Source organism: Streptomyces nymphaeiformis (assembly GCF_014203895.1).
Lineage (GTDB): Bacteria > Actinomycetota > Actinomycetes > Streptomycetales > Streptomycetaceae > Streptomyces > Streptomyces nymphaeiformis.
The window spans coordinates 254,001-266,589 of the sequence record NZ_JACHJY010000001.1 but is presented as its reverse complement, the minus strand read 5'-3'; the positions used below and the strand labels follow the sequence as shown (position 1 = coordinate 266,589).

Below are 12,589 nucleotides of genomic sequence, written 5' to 3'. Positions count from 1 at the left end.
GGAGGTACGCACACGATGACCGTCACCCTGGCGGACGTGGCCGCCCGCGCGCGGGTCTCCCCCGCCACCGTCTCCCGCGTCCTGAACGGCAACTACCCGGTCGCCGCGTCGACCCGGGAGCGGGTGCTGCGGGCCGTCGACGAGCTGGACTACGTCCTGAACGGCCCCGCGAGCGCCCTCGCCGCCGCCACCTCCGACCTGGTCGGCGTCCTCGTCAACGACATCGCCGACCCGTTCTTCGGGATCATGGCGAGCGCGGCACAGAGCGCGATCGGGGAGAGCGCCACGGGGCGCGGCGGGGGCGAGAAGCTCGCCGTCGTCTGCAACACCGGCGGCTCCCCCGAGCGCGAGCTGACCTACCTCACCCTGCTCCAGCGGCAGCGGGCCGCGGCCGTGATCCTCATGGGCGGCGCCCTGGAGGACCCGGAGCACCTGGCGGCGACGGCGGGCAAGCTGACGAAGCTGTCGGAGGCCGGGACGCGGGTCGTGCTGTGCGGGCGCCCGCCGGTGCCGGGCGACGCGAGCGCGGCGGCCCTGGTCTTCGACAACCGCAGCGGCGCGCGGCAGCTCACCGAGCACCTCCTCGGCCTCGGCCACCGGCGGATCGGCTACGTGGCGGGCCCGACCGACCGCACCACGACCCGGCACCGCCTGGAGGGCCACCGGGAGGCGCTCGCGGCGGCCGGGGTCGCCGAGGGCCCGACGGTCCACGGGCCGTACGACCGGAGCTCCGGCCACGAGGCGACGGCCGAGCTCCTCGCCCGCGACCCGCACCTCACGGCGGTCGTCGCGGCCAACGACACGGTGGCCCTGGGCGTCTGCGCGGCCCTGCGGGAACGGGGCCTGTCCGTCCCCGGCGACGTCTCGGTCGCGGGCTTCGACGACCTCCCGTTCTCGACGGACGCGGTCCCGTCCCTCACGACGGTCCGCCTCCCCCTCCACGAGGCGGGGGTACGGGCGGGCCGCCTGGCGATGTCGACGACGGAGCCGCCGGCGGACGGCGTGGAGACGGTGCCGGGGGAGCTGGTGGTACGGGGGTCGACGGCGGCGCCGCGGGGGTAGCGGGGCGCTCCTGTCACAGCTCGCGATCGACTTTCCGTCCAGCCGGTACGGCTACGCGCCCGATCTCACGGTCATCGCTCCCGGGGCTGAGCGCGCCGGACACCCGTGGAAGCACGAGGGGTTCGGCGGTGCGCCGTCGCTACCCGGCTCGACGCGCTCGGCGTCGGCCGGGCCGTCGCGGCTCGGCCTCTCGGTGGAGGGGCTGCTCGGGGACGTCGGTGGGCGTTACGAGCCCGCCGGGGCCTTCGCGTCCGCGTGGGCGGTGAGGCCCGTCGCCGCGAGGACCGCGTCGACCGTCTCCTCGACCGTCTGGTCCGCGTTGTCGATCCAGACGCCCTCGCCGGAGAGTTCGGCGCGCATCGCCTCGTCCAGGAAGGCCCAGTTCGTCGTCAGCTTCTTGTGGCGGGCGTTGTTCCGCTCCCACGCCTTGTCCGGGCCCGGGGCCAGGATCACCGCGTGGAGCGGGACCGCCTGCGCGTGGGCGCGGTAGAAGTCCAGGTGGGAGCGGCGGACGACCACGTCGTCGAGGACCGGCAGGAAGCCCGCCGCGGCGAAGCTGTCCGCGAGGAGGCAGCCGTTGCGGGCGCGCAGCAGGATCTGCCGGTCGGCCTCGGGGTCGCCGTCCGGGCTCGGCCAGCGGCCGCCCTGGACGATCAGCTCCTGGAGGTGGTCGACCTCGATGTGCGCGGCGCGCGCGAAGCGGGCCGCGAGGGCCGCCGCGACGGTGCTCTTGCCGCTCCCGGGGATCCCGGCCAGCAGGACGATGCCGGGGGCGGGTTCGGTGCTGTCGACGGTGACGTTCTCGAAGGTCATGCGGAGCAGTGCCTCTCAGGGCCGTACGGTCACAACGGCCTGACACAGTAGCCCGGCTTCCCCGGGGAGTCGATCAAGTATTCCGCGCGCAGGAGGTAGTCCTCCGGACCGCAGGACGCCTCGTCCGCGACGCGGTACTCGGCCTGCGGCGAGCCGCAGTCCACCTTCAGGAGCGCCTGCTCGGGCCACTCGGCGGTGTTGGCGACGCAGTCGCCGACGGACAGGCCCGCGTGCTCGTCACCGGGGCCCGCGAGCAGTCCGACGAGGAGGAGCGTGGGGATCGCGGCCGCGAGGAGCGCCAGCGGGGTGAGGACCAGCATCGCGGGCGCCCGCCGCAGCACCCGCCGGCCCGGGTCGAGCGGCGGGCGCAGGGCGCCGTACGGCTCGGGGAGGCGCCGGAGCGCGGAGCGGGCGCCGAGGACGTTGCCGAGCACGACGAACGGCGTGACGAACAGCGAGAACAGGCCCCACCATCCGGTCACGAGGGTGTCGGAGGTCATCTTCCGGTAGACGGCGAGGCCGCAGGTGCGGCAGAGGACACCGCGCCGGGTGACCGTGCGCATGACGACGATCATGCCCTGGTGCGCCCGGACGGTCACCGCCGCGGCGGCCTGCGCGCCGCAGACCTCGCAGCCCTGCGCGTATCCGTACGAAGGGGGCTGCGGAGGCCCGTACGGCTGCGGTGGCCCGTACTGCTGCGGATACGTCATCGTGTCGCTCCCCCGGAAGGCGTCGGTGTCGGCACCGGCACCCTAGCCTCGGGCGCCTCGACCGCCTTCCGCTGGAAGGACGTCAGCGCCACGCCGCCGACGAGGAGCGCCGCCGCGCACCAGCGGAGCGGGCTCACGCCCTCGCCCAGGAACAGTGCCGCCGAGGACATGCCGAAGACGGGGACGAGGAGGGAGAAGGGGGCGACGGAGGAGGCGGGATGGCGGCGGAGGAGCCATCCCCAGGCGCCGAAGCCGAAGACCGTGGTGATCCAGGCGACGTAGACGATGACGCCGGCGCCCGTCCAGTCGAGTCCGCGCAGGGCCGCGAGGTCGCGTTCGGGGCCCTCCAGGAGGAGGGAGAGGGCCAGGAGCGGCAGGACCGGCACGGTGCTGACCCAGACCATGAAGTTGAGCGCGTCGGGCGGGGCGGCCTTGCGGGTCAGGACGTTGGAGACGCCCCAGCAGGCCGCCGCGGCGATCACCAGGGCGAAGCCCACGAGCGGGCCCGAGCCGCCCTCGTCGACGGCGGCGACGCCGATGCCGGCGAGGGCGACGGCCATCCCGGCGAGCTTGACGCGTCCGGGGCGTTCGCCGAGGGCGGCGAAGGCGAAGAGGGCGGTGAAGACGGCCTGGACCTGGAGGACGAGGGAGGAGAGTCCGGCGGGCGCTCCGAGGTCCATGCCGGTGAAGAGCAGCCCGAACTTCGCCACGCCGAGGACGAGTCCGACGCCCACGATCAACTTCCAGGCGACCTTCGGGCGCCCGACGAGGAACACCGCCGGCAGGGCGGCGACGAGGAAGCGGAGGGCGGAGAAGAGCAGCGGCGGGAAGTGGTCGAGGCCGATCTCGATGACGACGAAGTTGACTCCCCAGACGGCGGCGACCAGGGCGGCGAGGGCGATGTGGGCGGGGCGCATGCCGTCGAGCATGGCCGCCCCGAACCATGTAGCACCAGCACGGATTCCTTCATGATTGGATGAAGCATCGCTACATCCACACCCTCGCCCGGGAGCTGTCCGTGCTGGATCTCGGCCGCCTTCGCGCCCTGCACGCCGTCGCCGTCCACGGCAGTGTCGGCGCCGCCGCCACCGCCCTCGGCTACACCCCGTCCGCGGTCTCGCAGCAGATCGCGAAGCTGGAGCGGGAGACCCGTACGACCCTGGTCGAACGCAGCGGGCGCGGCATCCGGCTCACCGACGACGCCCATCAACTCGCCGCCACCGCACGCCAGTTGCTCGCACTCGTCGAGGAGGCGGAGGTACGGCTCGAAGAGCGGCGCGGCCGGCCCGCGGGGCTGCTCGCGATCGGCTGCTTCGCGAGCGCGGCGCGCGGTCTGATGCCGCGGGCGCTCGCCGAGCTGGCCCGGCTCCACCCCGAGCTCGACGCCCGCCTCTCGGAGGTGGACCCGCACCTCTCGGTCGACCTGGTGGCGCGGGGCGTGATCGACCTGGCGGTGGCGCACGACTGGGACATCGCGCCATTGCCGACGCCGCCGGGGGTCGAGCAGGTGGTCATCGGCGACGACCGGTGCGACGTCCTCGTCCACCGGGACCATCCGCTGGCGGCGCGGGAGTCGGTGTGCCGGGAGGAGCTCGCGGCGGAGCGGTGGATCTCGCAGCCGCCGGGGACGGTCTGCCACGACTGGCTCACACGGACGCTGCGGGCGACGGGGTACGAACCGCTGATCGTCCATCAGGCGGAGGAGAACCACACGCAGGTGGCCCTGGTGGCGGCCGGTCTGGGGATCGCCCTGGTCCCGCGCCTGGGGCGCGGGACGCTGCCGGCCGAGGTGGTGCCGGTGCGGCTCGCCCCGGTGCCGACGCGCCGGCTGCACGCCATGTGGCGGACGGGTGCGGCGCGGCGCCCGGCGATCCGGGAGACGGTCCGTACGCTCCAGGAGCTCTGGCCCTCGATCGCCTCTGCCGACTGAGGCCGTGCGCGGGCGATTCCTGCGCGGATCCTTGACCTGGCAGTTACTTTCGGGCTATCCGTGACACCTTGGAAGTTTCCTTCAACCTCGCACGGCCGGAAGGAGCATCAGTGCACCACCGCGCCCCCGCCCCCTCCCGACGTACCCTCCTCACGGTGACCGCCGCAGCCGCCGCGGCGGCCGTCACCGGCGCCTTCGCGCCCGCCGCCCACGCGGAGACGAACGCCGAATCCAACGACCTCGCGCTCCAGCGGATCATCGACCGGATGTCCCTCGAGGAGAAGGTCGGCCAGCTCTTCGTCATGCGGGTCTACGGCCACTCCGCCACCGCCCCCGACCAGGCCGACGTCGACGCCAACCTCGCGGAGATCGGCGTCCGCACCGCCGCCGAGCTGGTCGAGCGCTACCACGTGGGCGGGATCATCTACTTCACGTGGGCCCACAACACCCGCGACCCGCAGCAGATCGCCGAGCTCTCCAACGGCATCCAGCAGGCCGCGCTCGCCCGGCCCACTCCCGTCCCGGTTCTCATCTCCACCGACCAGGAGCACGGCATCGTCTGCCGTGTCGGCAAGCCCGCGACCCTGCTGCCCGGGGCGATGGCCCTCGGCGCCGGCGGCTCGCACGCGGACGCCCGCAAGGCCGCGCAGATCGCCGGCGAGGAGCTCGCCGCCGTCGGCATCCGGCAGAACTACGCCCCCGTCGCCGACGTCAACGTCAACCCGGCCAACCCCGTCATCGGCGTCCGCTCCTTCGGCTCCGACCCGCAGGCCGTCGCCGGACTCGTCGCCGCGCAGGTGAAGGGCTACCAGCGGGCCGGGGTCGCGGCCACCTCCAAGCACTTCCCGGGCCACGGCGACACCGCCGTCGACAGCCACTACGGCCTGCCGACGATCACCCACACCCGGGAGCAGTGGGCGGAGCTCGACGCGCCGCCGTTCCGGGCGGCGATCGACGCCGGCATCGACTCGATCATGACCGCGCACATCGTGGTCCCCGCGCTCGACCCCGGCGAGGACCCGGCGACGCTCTCCCGGCCCATCCTCACCGGCATCCTGCGCGAACAGCTCGGCTACGACGGCGTGGTGGTCACCGACTCGCTCGGCATGGAGGGCGTGCGCACCAAGTACGGCGACGAGCGCGTCCCGGTCCTCGCCCTGAAGGCCGGGGTCGACCAGCTGCTCAACCCGCCCAAGCTCGACGTCGCCTGGAACGCGGTCCTGGCGGCGGTCAGGGCGGGCGAGCTGACGGAGGCCCGGCTCGACGAATCGATCCTGCGGATCCTGCGGCTCAAGGCGAAGCTGGGCCTCTTCCGGCAGGCGTACGCGACGCGGGCGGGCGTCGAGCGGGTGGTCGGCAGCGAGTCCCACCTCGCGCACGCCGACCGCATCGCCGAGGCGACGACGACCCTGCTGCTCAACGAGGACGGCTTCCTGCCGCTGAGCCCGGCGACCCACCGCTCGGTCCTCGTCGTCGGCGCCGACCCGGCGTCCCCGTCCGGTACGACGGGCCCGCCGACGACGACGCTCGCGACGGCCCTCACGGAGCTGGGCTTCAGCGCGACGGCGCTCTCCACCGGGATCACGCCGACGGCGGCGAGGATCGAGGAGGCGGTGGCGGCGGCGGGCGGCAAGGACGTGGTGCTCGTCGGCACGTACAACGTCTCCGCGACCAGTCCGCAGCGGACGCTGGTCGCGCGGCTCGTCGCGACCGGGGTGCCGGTGGTGACGGTCGCGATCCGGAACCCGTACGACGTGGCGCGCCTCGGGGGGCAGCGGGCGAGTCTGGCGTCCTACTCCTGGACGGACGTCGAACTCCGCGCGGCGGTGCGCGTCCTGGCGGGCCGGGCCGCGCCGCGGGGCCGCCTCCCGGTCCCGGTCCTCACCGCGGACGACCCGACGAAGGTCCTGCACCCGGTGGGGTACGGCCTGTCGTACTGACCTCGCGCGACGGGCCCCGCGCCCCGCCCCGTTGTGGGCAGTGCCCCCGCGCCGTGTGGGCAGGTGTCCCGCAGGGCGAGGGGGTCCCCCCTGCTCGAGCGAAGCCGAGAGCTTGGGGGAGGGTGGGCACACGGGACGGCGCCCTTAGCGGCGCCTCCGCGTTCCGTGCCCTGGCCCGCACCGCCAGGGTGCCGTCACTCGTGGTGCGGGTTCAGGCGCGGGAGCCTCTGGCGCCGGCAAGGCGCGGGTCCGTTGTGCCCACCCGTTCCGCCCCGGCGGAACGACTGCCCACAACGGGGGGCACCGCCCCGGTGGAGCGGTGCCCCGAGCGGGTTACGGGCGCAGCCCGTGTTCCCGGGTCGCGTCCTCGTCGACCGGTGCGTCGATGCGCGCATCGAACCGCGCCAGCGGCTGCGCCGCCTGCACCGCCGGGGCCGAGACGCCCGCCCACTTCAGGATGCGGGCCGTCGCGTTGTCGCGCTCCGACGGGACCAGGCCCGCGACGTTCGCGCCGTGGTTCATGCCCGGAGCCACGTAGACGAAGGAGTCACGCGCGCCCTTGTCGACGTGGAACTTCTCCGAGCCCCACGGGTCGTTGCCGCCGTAGACGAAGAGCATGTGGTTCGCGTTCTTGCGGACCCAGTCGTCGACGTCCCGCATGACCCACGGCTTGAACTTCATGGGGATGGAGCTCGGCACGAAGCTGCTGGCCGGCTGGTAGCCGTAGCGGGTCAGGCCGTTCAGGTGCGGCTGCTTGATGGTGGGCGAGCCGAGCTCGGTCGCCGCCTGGTAGTAGTACGGCGTGTAGTACTCCAGGCCCTGGTCGGTGTAGGCGGACCAGCCGGAGTACGCGTCGATCGTGTCGTACACGACGTCGTCGCTCGCGGTCGCCGCGTCCGGGATCTGGTCGCAGACGTCCTGGCCGTAGTACTGCCAGAAGCCCCAGACGAAGTCGAGGACGACGGCCTCGTACGCCTTGTCGAGCGAGCCGACCGTGTTGAAGGTGGCGCCCTCGGACTCGGCCCAGGCCTTGTACTTCTTCTCCAGCGGCTCGCGGCGGACGAGGGCCTCGCGCTGCATGTCGTTCAGGCGGTCGCGGCAGTCCTTCGTGCCGACGGTCTCGAAGAACCGGTCGTAGGCCGAGTCCTCCTTGTTGACCACGTCGTTCGGGGCCACGTACGCGACGACGCCGTCCATGTCGCGCGGGTAGAAGCGCTCGTAGTACGTGGCGGTCATGCCGCCCTTGGAGGCGCCGGTGGACAGCCACTTCTGGCCGTAGATCGACTTCAGCGCCGTGTAGATGCGGTGCTGGTCGCTGGCCGCCTGCCAGATGTCCAGCTTCGACCAGTCGGCCGGCGCCGGGCGGGACGGCGTGAAGAAGCGGTACTCCATGGAGACCTGGTTGCCGTCGATGATCCGCGTCGGCTCGGTGCGGCTCGGCGTGGTGGAGAGGCCGTAGCCGCTGGTGCGGAAGACGGTGGGGCGGCTCGTGTCCTTGTGGAGGATCGAGATCCGCTGCTGGAACGTGCCCGCCCACGGGCGCTTGTGGTCGATCGGCTGTTCGTAGTTGAGGACGAAGTAGCGGTAGCCCGCGTACGGCTTCTCCTCGATCAGACTCATCCCGGGGATCGCCAGGATGCGGTCCTTGATGTCGGTGCTCGTGCTCTGCGAGTCGACGACGGCCGCGCTGCCGGTCTCCGTGTCCGCGGCGGTAGCCACACCGGTCGACCCGACGGTGCCTATGAGCACCGAAAGCGACAGCGCCCATCTCAGCGACTTGCGCATTCACCCTCCCCTTGGTTCACAACGGTGTCGCGAACCTAGCGGGGACAACGTGCGGACCGCCAGACCCGGTTGATCCTTACCCTTGGACTTTCCTGTACATCAGCACAGGATCCAGCCCGTCGCCGTCCCCCGGCCCGCCACCGAACCGGTCGCCCGGACGCAGCGGTTGAGCGCGTGGACGGTCAGGGGGCCCGCCTGCCGGTCGAAGCGGCCGGTCCGGACGACGGGGCGGGCGCCGCGCGGCTGGAGCGTGACGGACATCGGGCGGCGGGGTCCCGGCCGTTTGGCGACGGTGACGGCGCAGACGTACTGCCGGGTCCGGTAGAGGCGCAGCTCGCCGGTGGAGAAGGCGATGGTCCTGGTGGGGCGGCCCTGGCAGACGGAGGCGGCGTCGGCGGTCGCGCCCCCGGACCCGGGCCCGGGGAGGAGGAGCAGCGCGAGGGCGGAGAGGAGCGGGACGAGCATGCGGGCGAGGATCCGGGGCGTGCCGGTGTCCGTGGTCATGCGTTCCCCTCCCGGGCGAGTCGTCGTACGGCCGTACGACGCACGGCGCCCGGGAATGGTTGCCTCCGGGTGTGCCGGTTCCGCGAAGGCTCAGACCCGCTCCGGCTCCGCCTCCCCGATGAACGTGTTCCACAGGGTCGCGTACCGGCCGCCCAGGGCGAGGAGTTCGTCGTGGGTGCCGTCCTCCGCGACCCGGCCGTGGTCCATGACGACCACGCGGTCGGCGCGGGCGGCCGTCGTGAGGCGGTGGGCGACGACGAGGGTCGTGCGGCGGCCCGCGAGCCGGTCGGTGGCCTGGTTGACCTGGGCCTCGGTCGCCAGGTCCAGGGCCGCCGTGGCCTCGTCCAGGAGCAGGACGTCCGGGTCGACGAGTTCGGCGCGGGCCAGGGCGATCAGCTGGCGCTGCCCGGCGGAGAGGTTCCGGCCGCGCTCGGCGACCTCGTGGAGGTAGCCGCCGTCGAGCGTGGCGATCATGTCGTGCGCGCCGACCGCGCGGGCCGCCGCCTCGACCTCGGCGTCGGTCGCCTCGGGGCGGCCGTACGCGATGGCGTCGCGGATCGTCCCGGCGAAGAGGTACGCCTCCTGGGGGACGACGCCGAGCCGGTGGCGGTACGCGGTGATGTCGAGGTCCCGCAGGTCGGTGCCGTCGGCGGTGACCCGGCCGCCGGTCGGGTCGTAGAACCGGGCGACCAGCTTGACCAGCGTGGACTTCCCGGCGCCGGTCTCGCCGACGAAGGCGACGGTCTGCCCGGCGGGGATCCGCAGGTCGATCCCGGCGAGGGCCTCCTCCTCGTCCCCGTACGCGAAGGAGACGTCCTCGAAGGCGATCTCGCCGCGCAGCGACAGCACGTCCAGGGGCGCGTCGGCGGCGGCCGTCGACGTCGGCTCCTGGAGGAGCTCCTGCATCCGCTTCAGCGAGACGGCGGCCTGCTGGTAGCCGTCGAAGACCTGCGAGAGCTGCTGGACGGGCGCGAAGAAGAGGTCGATGTAGAGGAGGTAGGCGACGAGGGCGCCGGTGGTGAGGGTGCCGGCCTCGATGCGGTTCGCGCCGACGATCAGGACGGCGGCCGCCGCGACCGAGGACAGGAGCGTCACGAACGGGAAGTAGACCGAGATCAGCCACTGGCCCCGGATCCGCGCCTCGCGGTAGGCGTCGCTGCGCTCCGCGTACCGGGCCGCGCCCGAGCGCTCGCGGCGGAAGGCCTGCACGATCCGCAGGCCCGAGACGGACTCCTGGAGGTCGGCGTTGACGACGCTGATCCGCTCGCGCGCCAGCTCGTACGCCTTCACGCTGGAGCGGCGGAAGTAGTACGTGGCGATGGCGAGGACCGGCAGGGTCGCGAAGACGACCAGGGCGAGCTGGAGGTCGAGCACGAGCAGCGCGACCATGATCCCGAAGAAGGTCACGACGGAGACGAAGGCGGTGACCAGGCCCGTCTGGAGGAACGTCGACAGGGCGTCCACGTCCGTGGTCATCCGGGTCATGATCCGGCCGGTCAGCTCGCGCTCGTAGTAGTCGAGGCCGAGCCGCTGGAGCTGGGCGAAGATCTTCAGGCGCAGCGCGTACAGGACCCGCTCGCCGGTGCGGCCGGTCATCCGGGTCTCGGCGGTCTGCGCGACCCACTGCACGAGGACGGTGACCAGGGCCAGCGCGGAGGCCGCCCAGACGGCGCCGATCGCGAGCCGGTTCACGCCCTCGTCGATGCCGTGCCGGATCAGGACCGGGAGCAGCAGGCCCGCGCCCGCGTCGAGGGCGACCAGGCCGAGGCTGATGAGCAGCGGGGCGCCGAAGCCGCGCAGGAGCCGGCGCAGCCCGTACGCGTCCTCGGGCGACACGGCCCGGGCCTCGTCGATGTCCGGGGTGTCGGTGGCCGGCGGCAGGGCCTCGACGGCGGCGAGCAGCTCGGGGGTCGCCCCGGGGGCGGGGGCCTCGCGGCCGGTGGTCTCGTCCCGTACCCACAGGGTGGGGGTGATGCCCCGCTCGGCGTCGAACTCGGCGTCCAGCTCGGCCCGCAGCGTGCGGTCCTCGGGGAGCTCGTCCGGCGGCGTGAGGTGGCCGGGCGAGACGGCGCCGAGCTCCTCGGGGTCGGTGAGGAGGCGGCGGAAGAGCGGGGAGCGCTGCTCCAGCTCGGCGTGGGTGCCGATGTCGGCGAGGCGGCCGTCCTCCAGGACGGCGATGCGGTCGGCGAGGCCGAGGGTGGAGCGGCGGTGCGCGATGAGCAGGGTCGTACGGCCCGCCATCACCGACTTCAGGGCCTCGTGGATCTCGTGCTCGACCTTGGCGTCGACGGCGGAGGTGGCGTCGTCGAGGAGGAGGAGCCGGGGGTCGGTGAGGATCGCGCGGGCGAGCGCGACGCGCTGGCGCTGGCCGCCGGAGAGGGTGAGGCCGTGCTCGCCGACCTTGGTGTCGTAGCCGTCCGGGAGCTCGGCGATGAAACGGTCCGCCTGGGCGGCGCGGGCGGCGGTCTCGATCTGCTCGCGGGTGGCGTCGGGGACGCCGTACGCGATGTTCGCGGCGACCGTGTCGGAGAAGAGGAAGGAGTCCTCGGGGACGAGGCCGACGGCGGCGCGCAGCGAGTCGAGGGTGAGCTCGCGGACGTCGTGGCCGCCGACGAGGACGGCGCCGTGGGTGACGTCGTAGAAGCGGGGCAGGAGGAGGGAGACGGTCGACTTGCCGGAGCCGGAGGCGCCGACGACGGCGACGGTCTCGCCCGGCAGGATCTCCAGGGAGAACCCTTCGAGGACGGGTCGGCCGTCCTCGTACGCGAAGGACACGTCGTCGAACTCGACGGTCGCGGGCGCGTCGGCGGGCAGCTCCTTGGTGCCGTCCTTGATGGTCGGCTCGGTGTCGATGAGGTCGTAGACCCGCTCGACGCCCGCGCGGGCCTGCTGGCCGACGGTGAGGACCATGGCGAGCATGCGGACCGGGCCGACGAGGGAGGCCAGGTAGGAGGAGAAGGCGACGAAGGTGCCGAGGGTGATCTGGTGCCGGTACGCGAGCCAGCCGCCGAGCGCGAGGACCGCGACCTGACCGAGGGCGGGCACGGCCTGGAGGGCCGGGGTGTACTTCGAGTTCAGCCGGATCGTCCGCAGGCGCCCGGCGAACAGCTTCCGCCCGGCTTCCCGGATCTTCCCGGTCTCCTGGTCCTCCTGCCCGAAGCCCTTCACGACCCGGACGCCGGTCACGGCCCCGTCGACGACACCGGCGACGACGGCCGCCTGCTGCTGGGCGTGCCAGGTGGCGGGGTGGAGGCGGGTACGGCTGCGCTTGGCGATCCACCAGAGGGCGGGGGCGACGGCGAGGGCGACGAGGGTGAGCGGGATCGACAGGTAGGCCATGACGGCCAGCGATATGAGGAACAGCAGGATGTTCCCGATGGTCATCGGGAGCATGAAGAGGAGCCCCTGGATGAGCTGGAGGTCGCTGGTGGCCCGCCCGACGACCTGCCCGGTGGACAGCTCGTCCTGCCGCCGCCCGTCGAGCCGGGTGACGGTCTCGTACATGTCGGTCCGCAGGTCGTGCTGGACGTCGAGGGCGAGCTTGCCGCCGTAGTAGCGGCGGACGTAGGTGAGGGCGTAGACGAGGACGGCGGCGCCGACGAGCAGCCCCGTCCAGACGCCGAGGCTCCGGGTCTTCGCCCCGATGACGTCGTCGATGATCACCTTGGTGACGAGCGGCACGAGGGCGAGCACGGCCATGCCGGCGAGGGAGGACCCCAGCGCGAGCAGCGTGTTCGCCCTGTACCGCCACGCGTACCCGGCCAGCCTGCGCGCCCAGCCCTGTTGTTTCTCCCCGACCGCCGCCACGAGGGCCTCCCATCCGTCCTGCTCTACCGGAAGGCCCA

Annotated in this window: 9 protein-coding genes; 3 read left to right on the top strand and 6 right to left on the bottom strand. The window is 73.2% G+C overall.

The genetic code is table 11. The annotated features are described in order from the left end of the window. The first annotated feature begins 15 nt into the window (after nucleotides 1–15). The gene (locus GGE06_RS01165; protein ID WP_116160877.1) at nucleotides 16–1,062 is read left to right on the top strand and encodes a LacI family DNA-binding transcriptional regulator; all 1,047 of its coding nucleotides are present in this window, start codon (nucleotides 16–18) and stop codon (nucleotides 1,060–1,062) included. Nucleotides 1,063–1,287: 225 nt separating this feature from the next. Here GGE06_RS01165 and GGE06_RS01160 read toward each other — a convergent pair whose 3' ends face one another. Genes GGE06_RS01160 through GGE06_RS01150 form a run of 3 tightly spaced genes read right to left on the bottom strand, consistent with a single transcriptional unit; the run spans nucleotide 1,288 to nucleotide 3,502 of the window. Then, complete coding sequence (locus GGE06_RS01160) at nucleotides 1,288–1,875, bottom strand: AAA family ATPase (protein WP_116160876.1); 588 nt, start codon at nucleotides 1,873–1,875, stop codon at nucleotides 1,288–1,290. Between the two features lie 29 nt (nucleotides 1,876–1,904). Next, on the bottom strand, nucleotides 1,905–2,585 hold the full coding sequence (locus GGE06_RS01155; protein WP_116160875.1) for an LppU/SCO3897 family protein: 681 nt from the start codon (nucleotides 2,583–2,585) through the stop codon (nucleotides 1,905–1,907). Beyond that, complete coding sequence (locus tag GGE06_RS01150; RefSeq protein ID WP_246532282.1) at nucleotides 2,582–3,502, bottom strand: EamA family transporter; 921 nt, start codon at nucleotides 3,500–3,502, stop codon at nucleotides 2,582–2,584. Before GGE06_RS01150 ends, GGE06_RS01155 begins: the two co-directional genes overlap by 4 nt. A 101-nt stretch (nucleotides 3,503–3,603) precedes the next feature. On the opposite strand from GGE06_RS01150, the gene GGE06_RS01145 reads away from it, so the two are divergent. Together GGE06_RS01145 and GGE06_RS01140 are read left to right on the top strand one after the other, a co-directional pair. Next, the gene (locus tag GGE06_RS01145) at nucleotides 3,604–4,515 is read left to right on the top strand and encodes a LysR family transcriptional regulator (RefSeq protein WP_184930157.1); all 912 of its coding nucleotides are present in this window, start codon (nucleotides 3,604–3,606) and stop codon (nucleotides 4,513–4,515) included. Between the two features lie 110 nt (nucleotides 4,516–4,625). Continuing rightward, nucleotides 4,626–6,455: a glycoside hydrolase family 3 protein gene (locus tag GGE06_RS01140; RefSeq protein ID WP_116160874.1), complete on the top strand. Its 1,830-nt coding sequence runs from the start codon at nucleotides 4,626–4,628 to the stop codon at nucleotides 6,453–6,455. Between the two features lie 333 nt (nucleotides 6,456–6,788). Here the strand turns inward: GGE06_RS01140 and GGE06_RS01135 are convergent, their stop codons facing one another. The 3 genes from GGE06_RS01135 to GGE06_RS01125 all read right to left on the bottom strand — a co-directional run bounded on the left by GGE06_RS01135 (nucleotide 6,789) and on the right by GGE06_RS01125 (nucleotide 12,551). Beyond that, nucleotides 6,789–8,240 carry a serine protease gene (locus tag GGE06_RS01135; protein ID WP_116160873.1) on the bottom strand — a complete coding sequence of 484 codons (1,452 nt, stop codon included), beginning with the start codon at nucleotides 8,238–8,240 and terminating at the stop codon, nucleotides 6,789–6,791. A 99-nt stretch (nucleotides 8,241–8,339) separates the two neighbouring features. Then, entirely contained in the window at nucleotides 8,340–8,744 is a 405-nt protein-coding gene (locus tag GGE06_RS01130) for a hypothetical protein (RefSeq protein WP_116160872.1), read from the bottom strand. A 90-nt stretch (nucleotides 8,745–8,834) separates the two neighbouring features. Continuing rightward, nucleotides 8,835–12,551 (bottom strand): ABC transporter ATP-binding protein, encoded by a 3,717-nt coding sequence (locus GGE06_RS01125; RefSeq protein ID WP_116160871.1) that lies wholly within the window; start codon nucleotides 12,549–12,551, stop codon nucleotides 8,835–8,837. Nucleotides 12,552–12,589 lie beyond the last annotated feature (38 nt).

Excerpts from the sequence above, each read along its gene's own strand:
- GGE06_RS01165 (WP_116160877.1), top strand. The coding sequence starts at position 16 with ATGACCGTCACCCTGGCGGACGTGGCCGCCCGCGCGCGGGTCTCCCCC.
- GGE06_RS01160 (WP_116160876.1), bottom strand. The coding sequence starts at position 1,875 with ATGACCTTCGAGAACGTCACCGTCGACAGCACCGAACCCGCCCCCGGC.
- GGE06_RS01155 (WP_116160875.1), bottom strand. The coding sequence starts at position 2,585 with ATGACGTATCCGCAGCAGTACGGGCCACCGCAGCCGTACGGGCCTCCG.
- GGE06_RS01150 (WP_246532282.1), bottom strand. The coding sequence starts at position 3,502 with ATGCGCCCCGCCCACATCGCCCTCGCCGCCCTGGTCGCCGCCGTCTGG.
- GGE06_RS01135 (WP_116160873.1), bottom strand. The coding sequence starts at position 8,240 with ATGCGCAAGTCGCTGAGATGGGCGCTGTCGCTTTCGGTGCTCATAGGC.
- GGE06_RS01130 (WP_116160872.1), bottom strand. The coding sequence starts at position 8,744 with ATGACCACGGACACCGGCACGCCCCGGATCCTCGCCCGCATGCTCGTC.